The organism is Streptomyces puniciscabiei, from assembly GCF_006715785.1.
Lineage (GTDB): Bacteria > Actinomycetota > Actinomycetes > Streptomycetales > Streptomycetaceae > Streptomyces > Streptomyces puniciscabiei.
Window position 1 is genome coordinate 2,277,920 of record NZ_VFNX01000001.1, and the last position, 14,813, is coordinate 2,292,732.

Consider the following 14,813-nt stretch of genomic DNA (forward strand, 5'->3'; position numbering starts at 1 on the left):
TCAGCCAAGCCGCCCCGATCGACCAGCCATTTTCGGCCGTATCAGCCCTCGTTCGGCTCCTGCCAGCTCTGCAGGACCCACTTGAACTGCTTGCTGGTCTTCACCCAGTCCTGTTCCGGCGTGGACATGTAGATGGCGTACTCGGTGCCGGAACGCGCGAAGTACGTCTCCTCGATCGCATGCCGCGGACCGGCGACGTGCGGCGGGTCCTTCTTGAGCGCGTACCAGGTGTACTCCCACACCGAGCCATTGCGGTCGCGGTAGTTGTTCGCCTTCAAGGCCACGCGCTTGTAGTCGACCAGTCCCTGCAACTGCTGTTCCAGGTCCAGCTGGTGCTGGTAGGCGTCCTGGAAGTCCGGCGACGGGTCCATGGCGATACGGACGAAGTGATAGCCGCCGTCGGGCGTGTAGTCGACCTGCTTGAGGCCGCCGGGGACACCGGGAACGCCGACGACCTTCCGCTGCCAGCCCTTGGGCAGGTAGACGGTGAAGCCCCAGGGGTCGTGGTACGCCTTCCACGAGGCGAAAGCCGTACCGCCGGGGGCCGACGCGGCGCTGCTGCTCCCCGAGGGTGAGGTCGTCGCCGGGCCCGCGCCCCCGCCGGACGCGGTGTTCTGCTGTGTGCCGCCCCACTGCTGGTAGGCCACCGCGGCGCCGCCGCCGAGTACGGCCGCGACGGCGACGACGAGGGCGAGGGTCCGCAGCCGGCGGCGGGGGCGGGGCCGTGCGCGGCCCGCGTCGGACGGCGTGGGGGCCACGGCCGTCGGACCGGTCATGGAGCGGCCCGGGCCCGCTGGGGCTCCGGGGCCGTGGACGGTGCCCGTGGAGCCGGTGCCGGAGGCGGGTCCGTAGCCGGAGGTGGGTCCCGTGGGGCTGTGACCCGAGGTGCTCGGCCCGCCGGTGTGCAGGCCCGAGCCCTGGGTCGGGATGAAGGCCTGGGCCGTGTGCGGGCGGCGGCCCTCCACCGCCTCGGCGAGCATCTGCTCCGCCTCCTCCGCGCTCGGCCGGCGCTCCGGTTCCTTGCGCAGCAGGGCGGATATGACGGGGCCCAGCGCTCCGGCGTGGCGCGGCTCGTCGGCCTCCTCCTCCACGACCGCCTGCATGGTGCCCAGCGGTGAGGTGCGGCGGAACGGCGAACGGCCCTCGACCGCCGTGTACAGCGTGGCGCCGAGCGCCCACAGGTCCGAGGCCGGGCCGGGATCGTGGCCACGCACCCGCTCGGGCGCGAGATAGTCGACCGAGCCGACGACCTCGCCGGTGCGGGTGATGGTCGAGTCGCCTTCTATCTGCGCGATGCCGAAGTCGGTGAGCAGCACCCGGCCGTCCCGTCCGAGGAGGACGTTGCCGGGCTTGACGTCCCGGTGCAGCACCCCCGCGGAGTGCGCGGCACGCAGCGCCCGCAGCACCCACAGCCCGATCCGGGCGGCCTCCGTCGGCTCCACCCGCCCCCGCTCCTTGACCGCGTCGGCCAGTGAGTTGCCCTCGACCAGCTCCATGACGATCCACGGGCGGCCGTCGTGTTCGAGGACGTCGTGCACGGTGACGACGGCGGAGTGGTTGATGCGCGCCGCGGCGCGGGCCTCGGCCCGGGTGCGGGCGAGCAGCACGGCCCGATCACTGTCCGAGACGTAGAGCGCGGCGGTCAACTCCTTGACGGCGACCGTCCGGTGCAACACCTCGTCGTGGGCGCGCCACACCCGGCCCATGCCGCCGCTGCCGATGGAATCGGCGAGCCGGTAGCGGCCCGCTATCAGCAGGCCCTGCATCTGATTCACGTTGCCCCGCAATGCTCTTGACAGGGTCAGACTAAGGACCGGTCAACCAACTGGGAACCAGCGGGGTGCCAAGGTGACAGCACTGTGACGGTTGTGGCCGCACGAATCGGCCAGGATCGGTCAACCGGTATACGGGGCGCTCAACCCGTGTAGCGGTACGTCGCCGTGGCCTGCTCGTAGAACTGTGTCACCGCGTCCCGCTGGGACTCCGGGCCACGGACCTGGATGATGTGGTAGCGGCCGTTCAGCAGGATCGCCATGTTGCGCACGAACAGGTCGCGGCCCTGGCCGTCGGTCCAGGTGAACTGCCCCTCGGCCATGGTCCGCCCACCCACCTCGATGGTTCTCAGGCCGGTGGCCGTGGCCCAGCTGGAGTCGCGGTACGGCTGGAGCTCGCTCTCCTTGTCCCGCTGGTAGGTCATCGGGTCGCCGCCGTAGGCCGAGGCGCTGTCCCGGCCGGGCACGAGGATCAGCTCGAAGTTCCCGTGCGCGTAGACCACCTGGCCGCTGCCGTTCTTCGGGGCGCGGTCCCATCCCTGGGCGACGGCGACCTGGAACCCCTCGGGATCCCTGCGCAGTGTGAAGCCGTCGGCGACGGACGCGTCGCCGCCGGTCTGTGGCTCGGTGGCGGGCGCGGACGCGGAGGGGCTGCCGCCCTGCTCCGAGGGGATCGGCGTGGCCGAGGGCGCGGCACCGACCTCCCCGGCGTTCCCCGTGCGGTCCGGGCTGCCCGCGGCCCCGCTCGCCCCCTGCTTGGGCATGAACAGCATCGCGTACGCGATCGCGCCGGCCAGCAGGAGCAGGATCAGCAGAAGCAGGGTCCGGCCGAGACTGCGCGGCGAACGCACCTCCTCCCGGCCCCGGGCACGCTTGTGCCGGCCGTGCGGATGAACCTCGGGCAGCCCGGCACGCCGCCGGCGCAACCGCACCAGTTCGCCGCGGCGCCGCACGACCGGCAGCCGGCTCGGGTCGGCGGGCGGCACGGGTACGACATGGGTGCCGGCGTCCGGCTCGGGCGCGGAGCGCACCAGCGAGCGCAGCCAGCCGTTCAGCTCCTCGAAGTCCAGGCGATCGGTGGGGTCCTGGCGCAGCAGCGACTCGACGACCGGCCGGAGCGGGCCGCACTCCTCGGCGAAGGCGGGCGGCTCGGCGCACACCAGCTGCACCAGCTCGGCCGTCGACTCCTCCGGATACGGCGCGTGTCCCTGCACGGCCCGGAACAACAGCGCGCCCAGCGCCCACAGATCGGTCGCCGGCCCGATCGGCGCCGCCAGCTGCCAGTTCTCGTGCACGGGCCCCGCCTGCTCCGGCGCCCACCGCTCGGTCACCGGCCCGACGACGGTCATCCGCACCTGCCGCGCCCGCTCAGCCGCCAACGCACTTGCGGTCCCCCGCCGAACACCGGCCGCTCCCGGCTCGTTCCAGCGGGGGTGGGCGGGGTCCGCACCGGTCCCGGGAGTGGCGGCGGGGCCGGTGGCGTACGGGGGCAGGGTCGGGACGGTGCCGTGGGGAGGCGGTTCTGAGCCCCGGTGGCCGGGGGTGGTGGGGTCCGTGGCGGGGGACTGGGCCGGGACGGACGGGGGTGCGTGGAGCGGGTCCGTCGAGGGGAGTCCGGGGCGCTGCGGGGCGCCGCTCAGGGCCGGTGAGGTGCCGCCGGCGGCAGGGCGCGGTGAGGCGCCGTGCCAGGGGGCGCCCTGCACTCCGTAGGGGTCGGCGATCCGTCCGGGCGGGGTTGTGGCGCCCGGGCCGCCGGAGTACGGCGACTGCGGCGTGCCGTCGGCCCGGGCGGCACCGGCGTCGCCCTCGGCGGGCGGCCGGGCTCCGGGCAGCGCGGGGCGCCCGCTCTCCCGGACCTCCTGCACCCGGGCGGCGGCGCGGGCACCCGCACGGTACGCGGCGATGGCCCCGGCGCGGGCGGCACGGATGTCCGTGCCGTTCTCCAGGGGCCGTTGCGCCGCCGGGCCGGTCCCGCCGGACGCCCCGTTCATCCCCGGCACCGCCGGCCCTCCGGCCGCCCTTGCCTGGATCGCGGCCCGGCGTGCGGCCTCGGGATCGACGTCCGGGGAAGGCACCCCGCCCGCTCCCAGGGGCACAGCGGGGCCACCGCCCGCCCCCGGAGGAACGTCCAGGCCGCCGCCGGCCCGAGTCGCGGGACCGGGAACCGCGCCCGGACCGGCCGCCTCGGTCCCCGCACCTCCGACGGCCCCCTCTGCCGGCCCTTCCTGGCGCGGCACCGGGTCGTACCCGCACAACGCCTCCTCCGCCGCGCCGACGGCCAGGCCGGTCAGCATCACGCGGCCGTCGTCGCAGACGAGCACCGTGCGGGCGGTGATGTTGCGGTGCACCCAGCCATGGCCGTGCAGCACCCGGAGCGCCATGAGCACGTCCGCCGCGACCTCGGCCGCCCGGTACGGCGACAGCGGCTGCTCGGCGAGCAGCGCGGCCAGCGGGCGCGCGGCCACCAACTCGCTGACGATCCACAGCGAACCGCCCTCGGCGAACACGTCGAAGACCTGGTCGAGGCGCGGATGGTCGGGAATGCGGGCCGCGGCCTGCGCGGCCTCCACGGCGCGCCGCACGGCCGGGTCGGCGGGCCGCCGGGTGGCGGTCCGGGCGTCCGCCGTCCGCCGGACCCCGGCACCGACCCCGGTCCCGCGCTCACGCGCGGTGAAGCCCTCGGGCAGGCCCTCCGCGTCGAGCACCTCGGCCTCGACGACCTCCGGCAACGGCACCTGCCGGACGAGCACTTCCTGGCCGCTGTAGGTGTCGAAGGCGCGGGCCTCGGTGAGTTCGTACTCGTCGGAGGGCGGCAACGGCAGGCGGTAGCGGTCGGCGAGCACCCGGCCCGCGTAGTCGTCCACATTGCCTCCCCCGGCCGCCCGGTCGGTCACATCCGTTCGCCTCACGACCCGTTTCGCACGCACTTCCGGCTGCGTACGGTCCGCAACCATTCACGATACGTGCCAGAGGCAACCCGCACCGAGTGGATGACGGATTCTCACGCCCCAAACCGGCGTCCGGCGTCTACGACTTGGGCTCGAAGGAACCCGTGAGCGTCTTCCACGTGTCCTTGCGCAGCGTGCTGTCCCAGTTCGCAGCCTTCGCCGTGTACATCAGTCCGTAGCCGAGGTGGCCGTCGACCACGAACCCGCGGTCGATGGTGCGGCACTCGGTGCCGCCCTCGACATAGGTGAACTCCCAGTCGGCCGTGTTCCAGCTGCGGTAGCCGACTTTCTCTATACGGATCCGGTGGTACTGGGAGCGGACCATGAAGTGCTCCTGGTTCTCCCAGTCCGCCACCGGGTCGCTCTTGGGGCTGCCGGTCCAGCCGACGAGCAGCTTCTGCCCGTCGGGACCGGTGTAGCGGTCACCGGCACTTCCGGTGGACTGGTACTTCCAGCCCTTGGGCAGCCCGATCGAGTACCCCTGGCCGCCTTTGTGGGTCGACACCACCGGTGCGCTCCCGCCGCCCTGGGAACCGGACGCGCCGGAGGAGCCCGAGTCACCGGTGGACGCGCTCGCGTCGACGGCCGAGCCCGACGTGGCACCGGCGCCGCCGGAGGACGGGTTCCCCCCGTCCGCCCGTGCCCCGCTGCCCGTGCTCTTGCCGCCCTTGTCCTGCTTGGTGGAGGCACTGGCGCTCGCCGCAGCCCTGGCCCCGCTGCTCTTGCTGTCCTTGCCGTCATCGCCCAGGACGAGGGTCAGGATGGTGCCGAGCACGGCGAGCAGCACGACCACCGCGATGATGACCAGCGTGCGCTTGGGCACCACGTCGGTCAGGGGCGCCCTCGGTACCTGCCTCGGCGGCAGGTCCAGGTCCGGCGGCGGCACCACGGGCCAGCCGGAACTGGGCTTGGGCGCGCTGGAGTTCGGCCCACCCGAGGCACCGGAGGCACTGGAGGCGCCGACGGCAGGACCCGCCTGCCTCCCGGCGGATCCGGCACCGGCCCCGCCGGGGGAAACCGGTCGCGCCCCACCGGTGGAAGCCGGCCGCGCCCCAGCGGAGGAGGCCGGTCGCGCTCCGCCCTTGCCGGCAGGGCGGGCCCCGCCGGCGGTTGCGCCGCCCGTACCCGTGGCTCCACCGGCACCCGGCGCGGCCGTGCCGCCGCCGCTCTTCGTCCGGACGGCCGCGGCCGCCGTGGCCGCCGTGGCCGCCTTGCGCACCGAACGCAGCGCGCCACGCAGCTTCTCCCCGGCCTCCTCGCCCCGCCTGCCCTCGGACGCGCCCGGCTGCGGCGGCAGCGGCACCACCCGCGTGGCGTCCATCGGCTCCGGCTCGGGCGCGTGGATCACGGCGTTGAGCATGGCCCGGGCGCCCGCGTCGTCGAGCCGCTTGGCCGGGTCCTTGGTGAGCAGGCCGTAGATGACGTCCCGCAGCGGGCCCGCGTTCTTGGGCTCCTCCAGCGGCTCGGTCATCACCGCGGTGAGCGTGGCGATCGCCGAGCCCTTGTCGTACGGGGGCACGCCCTCGACCGCCGCGTACAGCAGACCGCCGAGCGACCACAGGTCGGCCGCCGGGCCCGGCTTGTGGCCGCGGGCCCGCTCCGGAGAAATGTAGGAGGGGGCGCCGACGAGCATGCCGGTGGAGGTGATGGACGGGTCGCCCTCGACCTGTGCGATACCGAAGTCGGTGAGCACGACCCGGCCGTCCTCGGCGATGAGCACGTTCGACGGCTTCACGTCCCGGTGCAGGATGCCCTCGCGGTGCGCGGAGCGCAGCACGTCGAGGATGGCGAGCCCGACCTCGGCGGCGCGCTTCGGCTCCAGCAGGCCGTCCTCGCGGATGACCTCGGCGAGGGACTTGCCCTCCACCAACTCCATGACGATCCAGGGCCGGTCGTCCTCGTCGACCACGTCGAAGACCGTCACCGCGCTGTTGTTGCGGATCCGGGCGATCGCCTTGGCCTCGCGCAGGGTGCGCGTGATCAGGCGCCGCTTCTCCTCCTCGTCGATGTTCGACGGGAACCGCAGCTCCTTGACGGCGACCGTCCGGCCCAGGGTCTCGTCCTCGGCGCGCCAGACCGTGCCCATCCCGCCCCGGCCCAGCACGTCTCCCAGCCGGTACCGCCCGGCGAGGAGACGACGCTCGCTCTTGTCCTGACGAGTCCCCTGACGAGAAGTTCCCGCCCGCTCCGCCTCCGACATGCGTCCCCTCGATACAACCCGCCCTGACAGAGCCTCCATTGTCTCTCACCCGACAAGTGCCACGTGCCCAGGGTGCCCCTCGTCGGGCGGGCCCAACCTGCCGGAAGCCGGGCGAAGTGCACGTTCCGCTCGCGGGAGTGACGGCCCGTTCGGCCATCGGCACTCACGGCTGTCCCACGGCCGCGCGGGGGGACCGGGGCGGGGGCCTCCTCAGCTGAGCGGAACGATGTCCGGTGCGCCCAGCCGCGCCGCGTCCGCCGTCTGGTCGTCGGGCTGGAGTTGCGACTCGCGTTCGGCCTCCACCCGCTTCTCGTAGTGCTCGACCTCGCGCTCGATCTGGTCCTTGTCCCAGCCGAGGACCGGTGCCATCAGCTCGGCCGCCTCACGGGCACTGCGGGTGCCCCGGTCGAAGGTCTCGATGGAGATGCGGGTGCGGCGGGTGAGGACGTCGTCCAGGTGCCGGGCGCCCTCGTGCGAGGCGGCGTACACCACCTCGGCGCGCAGATAGTCCTCGGCGCCCTGCAGGGGCCGCCCCAGGGAGGGGTCGGCGGCGACGAGGTCCAGCAGCTCCTCGGCCAGGGAGCCGTACCGGTTCAGCAGATGTTCCACGCGGGCCGCGTGCAGACCGGTGCGGGCGGCGATCCGGGCGCGTGCGTTCCACAGCGCCTGGTACCCCTCCGCGCCCAGCAGTGGGGTCTCCTCCGTCACGCAGTCGGCGACCCGCATGTCCAGGCCGTGCACCGCCGCGTCGACCGCGTCCTTGGCCATCACGCGGTAGGTGGTGTACTTGCCGCCCGCCACGACCACGAGTCCCGGCACCGGATGGGCGACCGTGTGCTCGCGGGACAGCTTGCTGGTGGCGTCGGACTCGCCGGCGAGCAGCGGGCGCAGACCGGCGTACACGCCCTGCACGTCGTCGCGGCCGAGCGGCACCGCGAGCACCGAGTTGACGTGCTCCAGCAGGTAGTCGATGTCGGCGCTGGACGCGGCCGGATGGGCCTTGTCGAGGTTCCAGTCGGTGTCGGTGGTGCCGACGATCCAGTGCCGGCCCCAGGGGATGACGAAGAGGACGGACTTCTCGGTGCGCAGGATCAGGCCGGTGGTGGAGTGGATGCGGTCCTTGGGCACGACCAGGTGGATGCCCTTGGAGGCGCGGACGTGGAACTGGCCCCGCTCCCCCACCATGGCCTGCGTGTCGTCGGTCCACACCCCGGTCGCGTTGACGATCTGCTTGGCGCGGATCTCGTACTCCCCGCCGCCCTCCACGTCCTTCACCCGGGCGCCCACCACCCGCTCGCCCTCGCGCAGGAACCCGGTCACGCGCGCGCGGTTGGCCGCCTTCGCGCCGTAGGAGGCGGCCGTGCGCACCAGCGTGGCCACGAAGCGGGCGTCGTCCATCTGGGCGTCGTAGTACTGCAGGGCGCCGACCAGGGCGTCCTTCTTCAGGCAGGGGGCGACGCGCAGGGCGTGACGGTGGCTCAGGTGACGATGTATGGGCAGGCCCCGGCCGTGGCCGCGGGCCATGGACATCGCGTCGTAGAGCGCGACGCCCGAGCCGGCGTAGAGCCGCTCCCAGCCCCTGTGCTGCAGCGGGTACAGGAACGGCACCGGCTTGACCAGGTGCGGGGCGAGCCGCTCCAGGAGAAGTCCGCGCTCCTTCAGGGCTTCCCGTACGAGGGCGAAGTCGAGCATCTCCAGATAGCGCAGCCCGCCGTGGATCAGCTTGCTGGACCGGCTGGAGGTGCCGGACGCCCAGTCGCGGGCCTCGACCAGGCCGGTGGACAGGCCGCGCGTGACGGCGTCCAGCGCGGTACCCGCGCCGACGACTCCGGCACCGATCACCAGCACGTCCAGTTCCCGCTCCGCCATCGCCGCCAGTGCCTCGGCGCGCTGGGTCGGCCCCAGAGTCGCTGTCCTCACGCTGCCTCCCGCTGTCGCAGACTCGCTCGCGTCGGCCGCACCCGGTGGGCGAAGCCCGGTTCATCCCCTCCTCATGCCCAAATTCTGACCGGGTTGCCCGACTTCAGCCACCACGGGTTCCCAACCTGTGGACAACTCGAGCACAACCCTTGCAAGACACACGAACAGAATCACACATGACGGTCATATGTGTACCTAGTCTGACATTGCACTCGCGCACCCTGTCCACAGCGTTTGCGCACCTGTCCCGCTTCGGCTACTGGGAAGGACGGCCCACGCCATGCCCGCAGACCTCGCCGTCATCGGACTCGGCCCCTACGGCTTGCCGCTCGCCCAGGCCGCCGTCGCCGCAGGCATCCCCACCATCGGTTACGCCACCGGCCCCGAGGCGGGCTCGCTCAGCGCCGCCGAGCTGCGCCGGATGCACGCCGCGGGCTTCCGGCCCGGCACCGACCCGGCCCAGCTCGGCCGGGTGCGCACCGCGGTGATCTGCGCGCCGACCCCGCGCGGCGCCGACGGGGGACTCGATCTCGGCCAGGTGGAGGCGGCAGCCCGCGCCCTCGCCCAGCAGCTGCGCCCGCACACCACGGTCATCCTGGAGTCGCCGGTGCTGCCCGGCACGACCGAGGAGTTCCTCCGCCCCCTGCTGGAGGAGGGCTCGGGGCTGCGAGCCGGCCGCGACTTCCACCTCGCCTACTCGCCCAGCCGGGTCGACCCCGGCAACCGCGACCACTCCCCCGCCAGCACCCCCAAGGTCATCGGTGGCCTCACCCCCACCTGCACCGAGTCGGCCGCCGCCTTCTACGGCCGGCTCACCGACAAGGTGGTACGCGCGCGTGGACTGCGCGAGGCGGAGACCGTGCAGCTGCTGGAGACCAACTTCCGGCACGTCAACATCGCGCTGGTCAACGAGATGGCCGTGCTCTGTCATGAGCTGGGCGTCGATCTGTGGGACGTGATCCGGTGCGCCGAGACCAAGCCCTTCGGCTTCCAGGCGTTCCGCCCCGGGCCCGGCGTCGGCGGGCACGGCGTCCCCCAGGACCTGACGGGGCACGCCACCCGCACCCTGCGGATGGTGGAGCTGGCCCAGCAGGTCAACAGCCGGATGCCCCGGTACGTCGTCCAGCGCGCGGCCACCCTCCTCAACGAGCACGGCAAGTCCGCCCGCGGCGCGCGCGTGCTGCTGCTCGGCGTCACCTACAAGCCCGACCTCGCCGACCTGCAGGGCACACCGGCCCAGGAGATCGCGATCCGGCTGATGGAGCTGGGCGCCGCCGTCAGCTACCACGACCCCCTCGTGGCCTCCTGGAACGTCCTCGACCGCCCGGTCCCCCGCGCGGACTCGCTCTACGAGACCGCCGCCGACGCCGACCTGACGATCCTGCTCCAGCAGCACCGCACGTACGACCTGCAGGGGCTGTCGGTGAAGGCGCAGTTGCTGCTGGACACGCGCGGAGCCACACCCACGGGGGCGGCGCACCGGCTCTGAGCGCGGTCACGAACGGAAAACGGCCGGGGGTGTTGTCGTCCCCGGCTGTTAGTCTCCCCCGGACTCGCCGCACACGTGTACGGCGAGCGCACGCGCGCGTGCGCGCGGTGCCGTTTCCGTTTCCGTTTCCGTCCTTTCAGTCGTGCTCCATATCGGGGGGATTTCTGTCATGAGCCAGTCAGCTCCACCGCCTCAGCCTTCGCAGCCCGGTCCGGTCGAGGGCAACCCGTACGCGCAGCAGGCCCCGGCCGACGCGCCGTACCCGCCGCAGCCGGGGGCGCAGGTGCCCCAGCCGGGCGCGTTCGCCCCGCCGGCGCCGCCCGCGCCGGGCCGGAACAACCTGGTCCTCGGCCTGGTCGCCGCGGTCGTCGCCGCCGTGGCCGCCGCCGCGCTCTACGGCGTCATCATCGGCGCCACCAAGCACGAGATCGGCTACGCGGCCGTCGGTGTCGGCTTCGTCGTCGGTGTCGCGGCGGGCAAGGCGGGTGGCCGCAACCCCGTCCTTCCGATCGCGGCCGTCGTCCTGTCCCTGGCCTCCGTCTACTTGGGCCAGCTGGTGGGCGAGGCGATGATCGGCGCCAAGGCGAGCGGGCTGAGCTTCTCCACGGTCTTCTTCGACCACTTCGACATCGTCCAGAAGGCCTGGAAGGAAGAGGCCGACCCGCTGACCTTCGTCTTCTTCGCCATCGCCGGGTTCGCCGCGTTCTCCGGCACCAAGAAGGCCGCCCTGTAACGCCTTCCCGCAAGGGGCAGGGCCCGGCCACCTCGTCGGTGGCCGGGCCCTGTATGCCGTCCGCGCGTCAGCGGCGGTGCTGGCTGTCCGCGACGGTCACCTCGACCCGCTGGAACTCCTTCAGCTCGCTGTAGCCGGTGGTGGCCATCGCGCGGCGCAGGGCGCCGAAGAGGTTCATCGAGCCGTCGGGGGTGTGGGACGGGCCGGTGAGGACCTCCTCGATGGTGCCGACCGTGCCCAGGTCGACCTTCTGGCCTCGCGGCAGCTCCTCGTTGACCGCCTCCATGCCCCAGTGGTGGCCCTTGCCGGGCGCGTCCGTGGCGCGGGCGAGCGGGGAGCCCATCATCACCGCGTCGGCGCCGCAGGCGATCGCCTTGGGCAGGTCGCCGGACCAGCCGACGCCGCCGTCCGCGATCACGTGCACGTACCGGCCGCCGGACTCGTCCATGTAGTCACGGCGGGCCGCGGCCACGTCGGCGACGGCCGTGGCCATGGGGACCTGGATGCCCAGGACGTTGCGCGTGGTGTGCGCGGCGCCGCCGCCGAAGCCGACCAGGACGCCGGCCGCGCCGGTGCGCATCAGGTGCAGGGCGGCGGTGTAGGTGGCGCAGCCGCCGACGATCACCGGGACGTCCAGCTCGTAGATGAACTGCTTCAGGTTCAGCGGCTCGTGGGAGGACGAGACGTGCTCCGCCGAGACCGTCGTGCCACGGATGACGAAGATGTCGACGCCCGCGTCCACGACCGCCTTGGAGAACTGGGCGGTGCGCTGCGGGGAGAGCGCGGCCGCCGTGACCACACCGGAGTCGCGCACCTCCTTGATCCGGGCGCCGATCAGCTCCTCCTTGATCGGCGCCGCGTAGATCTCCTGGAGGCGGCGGGTCGCCCGCTCGGCGGGCAGCTCGGCGATCTCGTCCAGCAGCGGCTGCGGGTCCTCGTACCGCGTCCACAGGCCCTCGAGGTTGAGGACGCCCAGGCCGCCCAGCTCGCCGATGCGGATCGCGGTGGCCGGGGAGACGACCGAGTCCATGGGGGCGGCCAGGAAGGGCAGCTCGAAGCGGTAGGCGTCGATCTGCCAGGCGATCGAGACCTCCTTCGGGTCCCGCGTACGGCGGCTGGGGACGACGGCGATGTCGTCGAAGGCGTACGCCCGGCGGCCGCGCTTGCCGCGCCCGATCTCGATCTCAGTCACGTCTCTAGGCCTTTCCCTATGCGTTGCAGCGCCTTCCAGTATCGCCGACGGGTACGACAGAAGCCCGCCACGGGGACGACAACGGCGGCCCCGGAGGTTCCGGAGCCGCCGTCGATGGCCGTCACGCGCCCGTGGGGACGCCGTTTCAGCTCTTGTTGCTGTAGTTCGGCGCCTCGACCGTCATCTGGATGTCGTGCGGGTGGCTCTCCTTCAGGCCCGCGGAGGTGATCCGCACGAACCGGCCCTTGGACTCCATCTCCTCGATGGTGGCGGCGCCGACGTAGCCCATGGTCTGGCGCAGGCCGCCGACGAGCTGGTGCAGGACGTTCGCGAGCGGGCCGCGGTAGGGCACCTGTCCCTCGACGCCCTCGGGCACGAGCTTCTCGTCGGCGGTCACGTCGGCCTGGAAGTAGCGGTCCTTCGAGTACGACTTGCCCTGACCGCGGGACTGCATGGCGCCCAGCGAACCCATGCCGCGGTACGACTTGAACTGCTTGCCGTTGATGAAGAGCAGCTCGCCCGGCGACTCCTCACAGCCGGCCAGGAGGCTGCCCAGCATCACCGTGTCGGCGCCGGCGGCGAGCGCCTTGCCGATGTCACCGGAGTACTGCAGGCCGCCGTCGCCGATCAGCGGGATGCCGGCCGGACGGGCCGCGAGGGACGCCTCGTAGATGGCGGTGACCTGGGGGACACCGATGCCGGCGACCACACGGGTGGTGCAGATGGAGCCCGGGCCCACGCCCACCTTGATGCCGTCCACACCGGCGTCGATCAGCGCCTGGGCGCCGTCGCGCGTGGCGACGTTGCCGCCGACCACGTCGACGCCCACGCTCGACTTGATCTTCGACATCCAGCTCAGGGCGTTGCTGTTGTGGCCGTGCGAGGTGTCCACGACCAGGAAGTCCACACCGGCCTCGGCGAGCGCCTGGGCCCGCTCCAGCGCCTCCGGGCTGGCGCCGACCGCGGCACCGACGAGCAGCCGGCCCTCGGCGTCCTTCGCGGCGTTGGGGTACTTCTCGGCCTTGACGAAGTCCTTGACCGTGATCAGGCCCTTGAGCACGCCCTCGTCGTCGACCAGCGGCAGCTTCTCGATCTTGTGCTTGCGCAGCAGCTCCATGGCCTCGGGGCCGGAGATGCCGACCTTGCCCGTGACCAGCGGCATCGGGGTCATGACCTCGTGCACGCGGCGGGTGCGGTCGCTCTCGAAGGCCATGTCGCGGTTGGTCACGATGCCGAGCAGCTTGCCGGCCGGATCGGTGACCGGCACGCCGCTGATGCGGAACTTGGCACACAGGGCGTCCGCCTCGGCGAGCGTGGCCTCCGGGTGCACCGTGATCGGGTCGGTGACCATGCCGGACTCCGACCGCTTCACCAGGTCGACCTGGTTGACCTGGTCCTCGATGGAGAGGTTGCGGTGCAGCACACCGACCCCGCCCAGCCGGGCCATGGCGATCGCCATGCGGGACTCGGTCACCTTGTCCATCGCCGCCGACAGCAGCGGGATGTTCACCCGGACATTGCGGGAGATACGGGACGAGGTGTCGACCGCGTTGGGCAGCACCTCGGATGCGCCCGGCAGCAGCAGCACGTCGTCGTAGGTCAGCCCGAGTGTCGCGAATTTACCGGGCACTCCGTCGACGTTTGCAGTCATGACACCTTCCCCAAATGGCCTTGATCGGTGCGGATGTCCATGCTAACGGGAAGCATCGCTAGCAAATTCCACGGTACGGGGTCACTTCAGGCTTCGTATGTTCGTACGGAAACCGAAGCACGCCTGTTCAGCAAAGGGACCTGCAGGTGCTTCGTACAAGGGTGTTACTGCTCGGCGAGCGCGCGCAGGCGACTCAGTGCCCGGTGCTGGGCGACCCGGACGGCGCCGGGTGACATTCCCAACATCTGCCCCGTCTCCTCCGCGGTCAAGCCCACGGCGATCCGCAGCAGGAGCAGTTCGCGCTGGTTCTCGGGCAGGTTGGCCAGCAGCTTCTTGGCCCACTCGGCGTCGCTGCTGAGCAGGGCGCGCTCCTCGGGGCCGAGGGAGTCGTCGGGCCGTTCCGGCATCTCGTCGGAGGGCACCGCCGTCGAACCCGGGTGGCGCATGGCGGCCCGCTGCAGGTCGGCGACCTTGTGGGAGGCGATGGCGAAGACGAACGCCTCGAAGGGGCGGCCGGTGTCGCGATAGCGGGGCAGCGCGAGCAGGACCGCGACGCAGACCTCCTGGGCGAGGTCCTCGACGAAGTGACGCGCGTCGCCGGGCAGCCTGGACAGCCGGGTGCGGCAGTAGCGCAGCGCCAGCGGGTGGACATGGGCGAGCAGATCGTGCGTGGCCTGCTCGTCACCGTCGACGGCGCGATGGACGAGCGCACCGATCGCCCCATGGGCCGTGCCCGCCTCGTCGTCGCGCATCGGTCCATGGTGCCTTGTGGCCGTCCGGTCCGTCGCATTGTGCTCGTGGTTGTGCACCGAAGCGTTATGAGCAGGTGCGCCGGCACTCATCTCCTGCGCCCTCCCCTTCCGCTCGACCGACTCGTCCCCGAGAGACTCCACATCTCAAGGATGCGG

The 14,813-nt window shown here is 72.4% G+C and carries 9 protein-coding genes; 2 read left to right on the top strand and 7 right to left on the bottom strand.

Annotation, left to right across the window (positions count from 1 at the left end; genetic code table 11):
- Positions 1-41 precede the first annotated feature (41 nt).
- The 4 genes from FB563_RS10205 to FB563_RS10220 form a co-directional block, all read right to left on the bottom strand.
- Complete coding sequence (locus FB563_RS10205) at positions 42-1,766, bottom strand: serine/threonine-protein kinase (RefSeq protein ID WP_055710278.1); 1,725 nt, start codon at positions 1,764-1,766, stop codon at positions 42-44.
- A gap of 149 nt (positions 1,767-1,915) precedes the next feature.
- Positions 1,916-4,636, bottom strand: a complete 2,721-nt coding sequence (locus tag FB563_RS10210; RefSeq protein WP_142218610.1) for a protein kinase — start codon at positions 4,634-4,636, stop codon at positions 1,916-1,918.
- A 163-nt stretch (positions 4,637-4,799) separates the two neighbouring features.
- Positions 4,800-6,920: a serine/threonine-protein kinase gene (locus tag FB563_RS10215; RefSeq protein ID WP_199832943.1), complete on the bottom strand. Its 2,121-nt coding sequence runs from the start codon at positions 6,918-6,920 to the stop codon at positions 4,800-4,802.
- Between the two features lie 210 nt (positions 6,921-7,130).
- A complete protein-coding gene (locus tag FB563_RS10220; protein WP_079048977.1) occupies positions 7,131-8,840 on the bottom strand; it encodes a glycerol-3-phosphate dehydrogenase/oxidase in 1,710 nt (569 codons plus the stop codon).
- Between the two features lie 280 nt (positions 8,841-9,120).
- On the opposite strand from FB563_RS10220, the gene FB563_RS10225 reads away from it, so the two are divergent.
- Both FB563_RS10225 and FB563_RS10230 read left to right on the top strand, forming a co-directional pair.
- Positions 9,121-10,329: a nucleotide sugar dehydrogenase gene (locus FB563_RS10225; RefSeq protein WP_055708670.1), complete on the top strand. Its 1,209-nt coding sequence runs from the start codon at positions 9,121-9,123 to the stop codon at positions 10,327-10,329.
- A gap of 169 nt (positions 10,330-10,498) precedes the next feature.
- Positions 10,499-11,062: a hypothetical protein gene (locus tag FB563_RS10230; RefSeq protein WP_055708669.1), complete on the top strand. Its 564-nt coding sequence runs from the start codon at positions 10,499-10,501 to the stop codon at positions 11,060-11,062.
- Positions 11,063-11,129: 67 nt separating this feature from the next.
- On the opposite strand, the gene FB563_RS10235 is transcribed toward FB563_RS10230, so the two are convergent.
- The 3 genes from FB563_RS10235 to FB563_RS10245 all read right to left on the bottom strand — a co-directional run bounded on the left by FB563_RS10235 (position 11,130) and on the right by FB563_RS10245 (position 14,657).
- The gene (locus FB563_RS10235) at positions 11,130-12,254 is read right to left on the bottom strand and encodes a GuaB3 family IMP dehydrogenase-related protein (RefSeq protein WP_055708668.1); all 1,125 of its coding nucleotides are present in this window, start codon (positions 12,252-12,254) and stop codon (positions 11,130-11,132) included.
- Positions 12,255-12,399: 145 nt separating this feature from the next.
- Entirely contained in the window at positions 12,400-13,905 is a 1,506-nt protein-coding gene (gene guaB, locus FB563_RS10240) for an IMP dehydrogenase (protein WP_055708667.1), read from the bottom strand.
- Between the two features lie 164 nt (positions 13,906-14,069).
- Complete coding sequence (locus FB563_RS10245; RefSeq protein WP_030641278.1) at positions 14,070-14,657, bottom strand: sigma-70 family RNA polymerase sigma factor; 588 nt, start codon at positions 14,655-14,657, stop codon at positions 14,070-14,072.
- Between the last annotated feature and the right edge of the window lie 156 nt (positions 14,658-14,813).